The organism is Streptomyces bobili (genome assembly GCF_002154575.1).
Taxonomy (GTDB): domain Bacteria; phylum Actinomycetota; class Actinomycetes; order Streptomycetales; family Streptomycetaceae; genus Streptomyces; species Streptomyces bobili.
On the sequence record NZ_MUBA01000608.1, the window covers coordinates 1 to 5833 of the forward strand.

Genomic DNA, 5833 nt, shown 5'->3' on the forward strand with positions numbered 1-5833 from the left:
GTGTCGTCCGCCTTGTCGGCGGCGCCCTTCGCGGCCCGTGCGGCGGGGGCGGTCGCCTTGTCGGCGGCGCGCCGTGCCTTGGATGCGGTCGCGCGCCGGGTGGCGCGCTCTTCGTTCGTCTCGGTGTTCGGTTCAGTCATGGACTTCGCGTTGCCGCTCACCCGGACCGCAAACCCGGCGCGGCACACGTCTGCCATCCCCCGTGAGGTGAGGGGGTGTTGGGGCATGGGCGTGGGCCGGGCGACGACGACTGTTCCCCACGCGGCCCCGCGCGCACCATGGTTGGGCACCACAGGTGTTCCGCCCGAAGGTGCCTGTCCTTCACCCGTACGCCCCTTCGCCGTTCGCCCGCACCACCAAGATCACCGATGTTTTGTCATGCCCCCAATCGAAGGAAGGTCGACGTGGCCAGATCGCTTCCGAGGACTTTCGCCGTGTCCGTCCTCACGGCGGCGCTCGCTCTGACCGCCGCACTTCCCGCCGCCGCCGAGGACGACGAGGCCCTGCCGGCCGTTCTCCCCCGCGTCGAGACGCCCGCCCTCTACGACGACGAGGCGGGCGGCAACTCCGACGCGGACGACCCCGCGATCTGGCGCAACGCGGCGGCCCCCGACGCCAGTCTCGTCGTCGCCACCGCGAAGGAGGGCGGCCTGCGGGTGTACGACCTCGACGCCCGGCTCGTGCAGTCGCTCGCCGCGCCCGCCGGACCGGGTGCCGAGGACGCGCCCGGCCGCTTCAACAACGTGGACGTCGTGCAGGGCCTGAAGCTGTCCACCGGGCGCGCCGACCTCGCGGTCACCACCGACCGTGGCAACGACCGGCTGCGGTTCTACCGCATCGACCCCGCGTCGCCCGGCCGTCCCCTGACGGACGTCACGGACCCGGCCGCCGCACCGGTCTTCTCCGCCGACCAGACGGAGATCAACGAGCAGCAGACCGCGTACGGCCTCGCCACCTGGACCGACAGGACGAGCGGCCGCACCTACGCGCTGGTCAGCCGGCGCGAGCGTACGACGATCGCCCTGCTCGAACTGACGCCGACCGCCGGCGGCAAGGTGGGCTACCGCAAGATCCGCGCCCTCACCCTGCCGTCCTCCTTCCGGCTGCCCGACGGCACGTCCTGGTCGCCGTGCGCCGAGCCCGGTGAACTGCCCCAGGTCGAGGGCATGGTCGTCGACCCGGCGAACGGCACCCTGTACGCCGGCCAGGAGGACATCGGCATCTGGCGCGTGCCCGCCACCCTCACGGGGACGCCCCAACTCGTGGACACCGTGCGGGAGTACGGGGTCCCCGGCACGTACGACGAGGCCACCGAGGAGTGTGTGAACGGCGCCGACCCCGGTTACGGCGGGACGCGGATCGCCGCGGACGTCGAGGGCCTGACCCTGCTCACCGAGGCGGACGGCGACGGCTATCTGCTGGCCTCCAGCCAGGGCGACAACACCTTCGCCGCCTACGACCGCGAGCGGAGCGACGACAACGAGTACGAGGGCGGCTTCCGGGTCGCCGCCACCGCCACGGGCCCCGACGGCTCGGAGGAGTGCGACGGGGCCGCCGTGCTCAACGCGCCGCTGGGCCGCAGGTTCCCGGGCGGTCTGCTGGTGGTGCAGGACGGGCACGACGACGCCGGGGAGGCCGAGGACCGCACGGCGACGAACTTCAAGTTCGTCGACCTCCGCGAGGTCCTGACCGCGCTCGACGACTGAGGTGGCGCGCGGGTGCGGCGGGGCGGATCCCTGCCGCACCCGTGAGGCTCACAGCGTGCCGGGCCCCTCGTGCCGCTCGGCCGTGCGCAGGTCGGCGATCAGCCGGGCGCCCGTCACCGTCGTGTCGTCCTTGTGCGCCTCCCAGCGTCGGAACGTCTCCGCGGCGGCCTCGGCGAAGCCGGACGGCAGGCCGGCCTGTGCGCAGGCGCGGGCGATCTCGGCCATCTCCGGCTCCCAGCGCCAGGCCTTGGCGCCCGCGCCGGCCAGTCGCCCGGTCGCGGCCAGCGGCGTGTGGGGCAGCGCCCCCGCGGCGAGGTCGAGGAGTTCGTCCAGGACTCCGTGGCCGTCGGCCAGCGCGCAGGCCTGGGCGGCGAGGGCGTAGGTGATCTTGTTGTAGGAGGCGAAGGCGAGCTTCAGGGCCGAGGCCCGGCCGATCGGGCCGTCCAGCGGGAAGGGCGCGAGCGCGGTGCCGGTGAAGAGGCCGGCGACGCGGGCGACGGCCGGGGCGTCACCGGAGAGGTACAGCCGGGTCGTGCCGGCCTCGCGGGGCGGCGGGCCGGTGATCCCGCCGTCCACCACGGTGGCGCCGCCGGCCGCGAGGAGCTCGGCGATCCGCGCCATCAGCTGCGGGCTGACCGCGTTGGCGTCGACGTAGACGCCGCGGAAGCCGGCCCGTGCCACCTCCCGGGCGACGTCGAGGGCGGCGGCCGGCGGGCACACGCTGAGGACGACCTCGCAGCTCTCGGCCAACTCCCGCAGGTCGCCGGCGGCGAGCAGCCCGGCCCCGGCCGCCCGCCGCAGCGTCGCCGCCGACCGCCCGCCGGGCAGCCACCGCACCTCGGCGCCTCCCGCCACGGCCTGCGCCGCCACGCTCGCGCCCATGTCCCCGGGGTGCAGGATTCCCACGTCTCGATGACCCATGAGCGGACCCTAACGCGGCGGACACCGGCCGGGCGGAGGGGGCGCCGGGTCCGCCGGCGCCGGGCGGACCCGGCGGACCGCCCGGCCACCCGCTCCGGGGCGGACCGCCGGCGAAGCTCACCCGCCCGGTGGCCCCATCCCGTCGCCCTTGAGGCGTTCGAGGTCGGAGGGGCGGACCTGGATCACGACGACGGCGATCACGGCGGCCAGCAGCGTGCAGACGGCCGCGACCACGAAGCCCGCCGACACGCCCGCCGTGAGGATCTCGTCGGCCCAGGGCGAGGGGAGGTCGCCGGTGCGCTGGAAGCGCAGGCGTTCCGCCGGGGTCGCCTGGGACAGGAACGCCGGGATCTGTTTGTCCGCCTCGTTGCCGCTGGCCGTGCCGAACACGGTGACCAGGATGGACAGGCCGAGTGAACCGCCCACCTGCTGTGTGGTGTTGAGCAGCCCCGAGGCCGCGCCGGTCTCCCGGACGGACACGTTGGACAGTGCCATCAGCGTGAGGGAGACGAACTCCATGCCCATGCCCAGGCTGAAGACGAGCATCGGGCCGAGCACGCTGCCCGCGTAGGTGGAGTGGACGTCCGTCAGGGTCAGCCAGCCCAGTCCCGTGGCGGCCAGGATCGCGCCGACCACCATGAAGGGTTTGGGGCCGTACGTCGGCAGGAACCGGGAGGCCAGGCCCGCGCCGACGGCGATGACCACGCTGACCGGGAGGAAGGCGAGTCCGGCCTGGATGGGGCTGAAGTCCAGCACGTTCTGCACGAACAAGGTGAGGAAGAAGAACATGCCGAACATGCCGGCGGCCAGGCAGAGCATGATGCCGTAGGTCCCCGCGCGGTTGCGGTCGGCGAACATGTGCAGCGGGGTGATGGGCTGCCGGGAGCGCCGCTCGACCAGGACGAACACCGCGAGGAGAACGACGGCCGCGGCGAAGGAGGCCATGGTGAGCGCGTCGCTCCAGCCGTCCTGCGCGGCCCGGATGAAGCCGTACACCAGCAGGACCATGCCGGCGGTGGAGGTCGCGGCGCCGGCGAAGTCGAAGTGGCCGGGGTGGCGTTCGGACTCCTTGATCCAGCGGGGTGCCGCGAGGGCGATGAGCAGGCCGATGGGGACGTTGACGAAGAGGACCCAGCGCCAGTTGAGCCACTCGACGAGGATGCCGCCGGCGAGCAGTCCGATCGCGCCGCCGCCCGCCGAGACCGCGGCGAACACGCCGAACGCCCGGTTGCGCTCGGGTCCTTCGCGGAAGGTGGTGCTGATCAGGGCGAGGGAGGTCGGGGAGGCGATGGCCCCGCCGACGCCCTGGAGGGCGCGTGCGGCCAGGAGTTGGCCCGGTCCCTGGGCGAGGCCGCCGAGGAGGGAGGCGAAGACGAACAGCAGTACACCGAAGATGAACACGCGCCGCCGGCCGAGGATGTCCCCGGCCCGGCCGCCGAGCAGCAGCAGTCCGCCGAAGGTGAGCGTGTAGGCGTTCACCACCCAGGACAGGTTGGCGGTGGAGAAGTCCAGGGAGCGCTGGATCTCGGGGAGCGCGATGTTCACGATGGTGATGTCCAGGACCACCATCAGCTGACACGAGGCGATGACGAACAGCGCCATCGGATGCCCGCCGCCGCCCGGCGGCCGGGCGGAGGTCTGGGACGCGGAAGTGGGCTGCGGTGAAGTGCTCATAGCGTGTCGCCCGCACAGGGGCGGGCCCCTGGGAGATTCAGTGAACGGACACGTCCACTGTCGTGGTCACCGTTCGACGGTACGCCGCCGTCCGGAGCGTCACCACTCGATCATCGGGGGCGCGTCCCCCCGTTCGCCGCCGGCCGGCCGACGGGGCCGTCATCGCCCGGTCGTCGCGGTACGTCCGGCGGTCCGTCCGGCCCGGCTCTCGGCCGCGCTCCGTCGCGGGCGCGTCCACCGGGCATCGGCGTACCAGGACTCCCCCGTGGTCCTGGCACGCCGCCCGGGTTCCGGCGGTGTCCGCCGGAGGGTCACCAGGATGCGCCGAAGCCGGGGGGTGTGTCGTTGGCGAGGCGTCCACGGTCGGTTGGCGGAGCGTCTCCGGCGGCGCCGGGAGCGGGGTGTTCGCGGGCGCGCAGCTCGCTGGGCGGGATGCCGTAGGCGGTGCGGAAGGCGCGGGTGAACTCGGCGGCCCGCGGGAAGCCCCAGCGTGCGGCGACGGCGTGGATCGGCGTCGCGCTGCGGGCGGGATCGAGGAGTTCGCGGCGGGCGTGTTCCAGCCGCTGGTCGCGGATGTAGGAGGCCACGGTGAGGCCTTCGGCCTGGAAGAGGCGGTAGAGATGGCTGCGGGAGATGTGGTGGGCGGCGGCGACGGTCGCGGGGGTCAGCTCGGGGTCGGCGAGATGGTGGCGCACGAACGCCTTGACGCGCAGGACGAGGGTCCGGTCCTGGCTCTCCGGCGGCAGGCTCAGGTCGGCGTCCAGGGCGTGCGCGAACGCCGCCGAGACCAGGTCGGCGACGACGGTGGCGAGGCGGGGTCCGTCCGAGGGCCGGTAGACGGAGGTGTCCGCGGCGATCCCGCGCAGGAACTGTGCCAGCAGGGCCCCGATGCCGTCCGTGGCCGCGATACGGCGTCCCATCACCTGGTCGGCGTGCCGGCCGGGCAGCGGGACCTGGGCGCGGGGAAGCTCCAGCCCGACGATGGTGACCGGATCGGCTCCGGTGTGGATCTCGAAGGCGCGCGAGGAGCTGCTGATGTGGAAGTCGTTCATCGTGTAGACGGCCTGCCGGCTGCTGCCCCAACTGGCCGCGCCCTCCCCCTTGAGGAGCAGGGAGAGGTGGTAGACCTCGGGGTCGGAGGCGCGGATCAGCTTGGGGGTACGGCGGAAGACCAGCGGGTCGAAGGTCGCCGGCCAGACGGTCACGTCGCCGAGCAGGATCGCCCGCTGGCAGCCGTCGTAGTCCGCCGCGCGGTCGCTGCTCAGCTGCATCGGCGCGTGGGTGCGTCCCATGCGCTGGACCCAGGCCTCGAACCGGTCGGCCGCCGGGAGGTCCTGGGTCCGGAAGACCGACTCGTGCACCACGCGGGCAGTCAATCACACCGGCGATCGCGATGAGTTGGGGGCGACGACCGGGCCGGTCACCCCCGGCATCCGCCCCCCATCCACCGCGCTCCCCGGTCTCATGGCCTGCCCGCGTGGTGCCCGGGTCGGTTTTCCGGCCCCAGGCCCTCCCGGCGGCCGACCGGCTCG

The 5833-nt window shown here is 73.7% G+C and carries 4 protein-coding genes; 1 reads left to right on the top strand and 3 read right to left on the bottom strand.

Annotated features, from left to right (window positions below):
• Positions 1 to 404 precede the first annotated feature (404 nt).
• Positions 405 to 1706: a phytase gene (locus BZL64_RS34820; protein WP_086773066.1), complete on the top strand. Its 1302-nt coding sequence runs from the start codon at positions 405 to 407 to the stop codon at positions 1704 to 1706.
• Between the two features lie 48 nt (positions 1707 to 1754).
• On the opposite strand, the gene BZL64_RS34825 is transcribed toward BZL64_RS34820, so the two are convergent.
• The 3 genes from BZL64_RS34825 to BZL64_RS34835 all read right to left on the bottom strand — a co-directional run bounded on the left by BZL64_RS34825 (position 1755) and on the right by BZL64_RS34835 (position 5665).
• Entirely contained in the window at positions 1755 to 2627 is an 873-nt protein-coding gene (locus BZL64_RS34825; protein WP_086773067.1) for an NAD(P)-dependent oxidoreductase, read from the bottom strand.
• Between the two features lie 117 nt (positions 2628 to 2744).
• Entirely contained in the window at positions 2745 to 4301 is a 1557-nt protein-coding gene (locus tag BZL64_RS34830) for an MFS transporter (protein ID WP_086773068.1), read from the bottom strand.
• A gap of 311 nt (positions 4302 to 4612) precedes the next feature.
• Positions 4613 to 5665, bottom strand: coding sequence for a helix-turn-helix domain-containing protein (locus BZL64_RS34835; RefSeq protein WP_086773069.1), 1053 nt, complete (start codon positions 5663 to 5665; stop codon positions 4613 to 4615).
• Positions 5666 to 5833: the final 168 nt, after the last annotated feature.